At 33.7% G+C, this 2,418-nt stretch carries 5 protein-coding genes; 4 read left to right on the plus strand and 1 reads right to left on the minus strand.

The genetic code is table 11. From position 1 onward, the window contains the following. The 4 genes from GKR71_RS02875 to GKR71_RS02890 form a co-directional block, all read left to right on the plus strand. The coding region (locus tag GKR71_RS02875; protein WP_154633918.1) for a DUF1722 domain-containing protein at positions 1–126 on the plus strand (126 nt) is incomplete at its 5' end. After that, positions 116–268 (plus strand): hypothetical protein, encoded by a 153-nt coding sequence (locus GKR71_RS02880; protein WP_154633919.1) that lies wholly within the window; start codon positions 116–118, stop codon positions 266–268. The genes GKR71_RS02875 and GKR71_RS02880, both read left to right, overlap by 11 nt. Positions 269–518: 250 nt before the next feature. After that, positions 519–731, plus strand: coding sequence for a transcription antiterminator/RNA stability regulator CspE (gene cspE, locus GKR71_RS02885; protein ID WP_036954791.1), 213 nt, complete (start codon positions 519–521; stop codon positions 729–731). A gap of 346 nt (positions 732–1,077) precedes the next feature. Then, the gene (locus tag GKR71_RS02890) at positions 1,078–1,533 is read left to right on the plus strand and encodes an Hsp20 family protein (RefSeq protein WP_036954788.1); all 456 of its coding nucleotides are present in this window, start codon (positions 1,078–1,080) and stop codon (positions 1,531–1,533) included. 779 nt (positions 1,534–2,312) lie between these two features. Here GKR71_RS02890 and GKR71_RS02895 read toward each other — a convergent pair. Beyond that, positions 2,313–2,411, minus strand: a complete 99-nt coding sequence (locus GKR71_RS02895) for a DUF1161 domain-containing protein (protein WP_230085013.1) — start codon at positions 2,409–2,411, stop codon at positions 2,313–2,315. Positions 2,412–2,418: the final 7 nt, after the last annotated feature.

Here is a 2,418-nt window from a genome sequence, read left to right on the forward strand (position 1 = left end):
CAGCCTTTATTGGCTCCATTAACATTAATTACGCACTATTTATCTGAATATCCTGATAACTATTTGAATAATCAAAAATACTTTCATCCTTATCCTCAGTCATTAAGATTGAGATATGGGTTATGATATTAAAATACTACTTCAGTATTTTAAAGTTGCTCATATGATTGGTTATTCCAATCATATGAATATTGAATCTAAAGACCATGCTGGCTATCTGTATGATTTATTTGAAAAAATTATTGCTAATGAATGGATGGCACACTAAGCAAAATCTCCCCTTTTGCCGTGAAATTGAAAATTAAATTTGTTATCCCAGTGTTTGTGTGGCTTAATACTTCCACTGGTTTGGAAGTACAGACCTATTTATGAAAGCAAGTTTTGAAAAGTTCCCCCGTTTAGCGTTATCCCACAGATACCCATTCGTAGTGAATTCCTTCTAATTAGTTCCATAAGTATCAAGAAAAATCAAACCTATATGCCATGTGGCAACAATTAAAAATTCAAAGGAATTCAATATGTCTAATACAATGACTGGTTTAGTAAAATGGTTTAACGAATCTAAAGGCTTTGGCTTTATTTCTCCTGAAGATGGAAGCAAAGATGTGTTTGTTCACTTTTCTGCAATCCAAAGTGATAGCTTTAAAACTCTTAATGAAGGGCAAAAAGTCAGCTTCTCGGTAGAAAATGGTGCAAAAGGTCCAGCTGCTGTAAATGTAGTGGCTCTTTAAGATCGATCTCTTTATGAGATGTCCTTGAAATAAAGGTTCTCTATATAGACTCTATCATTTTGAAGCAACCAAAAGTAACCCTTCCGGTGTTAAATGCACTTTTGCAAAAGTACCATTGAAAGCTCAGACATGTTAGTCACCAGATTGGATATTTTTAAAAACCTCGCTATGGCGGGGTTTTTTTATGCTTGCTTACATTTAATGTAAAGAATTGTAAGTGTTGAATTGAAATTTTCATTAGCGACACTATATAAGTTATGCACCAAGATAAAGAGTTAATCCATACGGGCGAATGGCTAATGGTGCTTATGTAATAGGTAGTTAGTTTGATATTGAAGGAGAAATTATGTCTAACATTAGATCTTTTTCACTACTTCCAACATTATCTGATAACCTACTTTCTAGCAGGTTTGACCAAATGGATCGTTTATTCAGCCAATTAACTGGTAACCGACCATTAACCTCAGAGCATCCTTATAATTTAAAGCAAATAAATGAATCAAATTATCAATTAATTGTCAGTGTTCCTGGTTATAAAGAGGATGACTTAAGCGTATCCTTAAAAGGTGGGAAGCTCTATGTACAAGGTGAGCAATCAACTGAATTAGTTAATGATTCAGAGAAATGGATCCATAAAGGTATAACACAAAATAAATTTTCTCTTGAATTTAATCTCGGTAAGAATGTAAAAATTGAAAGCGCAGAATTATCAAGCGGTTTGTTAACATTAAATATTGAATATGAAATTCCGGAAGAAGAGAAACCTCAGATCATAGCTATTGAAAATAAAGATACAAAATAATTTTTCTGTATTTTTAACCCGTCAGCAATGGCGGGTTTTTTTTGCCTAATACATGTTAGTGCAGGGAACATGAAAGCCAGCTGTAAAAAATCGTAATTGTTACTGCCACTGGCTTGGATGATGTAATCACTGCCCGACCTACTGACTCCGCTACCCGAAATTATTGGTTATTCAGACAACGAATCGCGGAGTCCAAGCAAACGTTAATACCAATCAGTGAACGCTCTTGCGAAAAAAATTAAATTTATGAAAGCCAGAGTGCTTAACAAGTAGATAGAGAATTTTAAAAAAAGTGTCATTATATCTGGTTGTTTTTTATCTTGAGCAATAATGAATAGGATGCAGGCAAGGGCAGGGATAAATACGAGTAAGAGAGCCATAGGGTTAGTATACATATATATCGATACCGCTCCCTTATGTAATGAAAATTTTATTCAATAGTAAAGTATATTTTTAACAGGAAAGCAATATGGAAAATTGAGCAGTAACGAATTTAACAATAGAGTGGTCAACAAATCCAATTGTTTAAATTGTTAATATATTAACAATTAATATAAAAATTTCACCAATACACAGATATCACTTCATAGCGGATCGAGTGATTTAACTTAAAGGGAGAGGGAACCTTGGCTACAATCGCGATCGTGGCAGTGAACTTTACAAATTCAACCAACATAAATCAATTTGTGGTTGGTGACCATTTGCAGGAAGATGATTGCGTTTTATTAAGTTGGTAATGAGAAATGAAAGGGCTTTGCAACAAGCCCTTTTGGGGAGAATTATTTTTTTGTATAAATAATTTTTTGTGTTTCATTAGAACAATTACCTACAACAGTACCTTGTTGTGAGGCTGCTTCTTCATTTGAAACGACGGTAATGGTAAAG

It is taken from the genome of Providencia sp. wls1922 (assembly GCF_009706505.1).
GTDB lineage: Bacteria > Pseudomonadota > Gammaproteobacteria > Enterobacterales > Enterobacteriaceae > Providencia > Providencia lanzhouensis.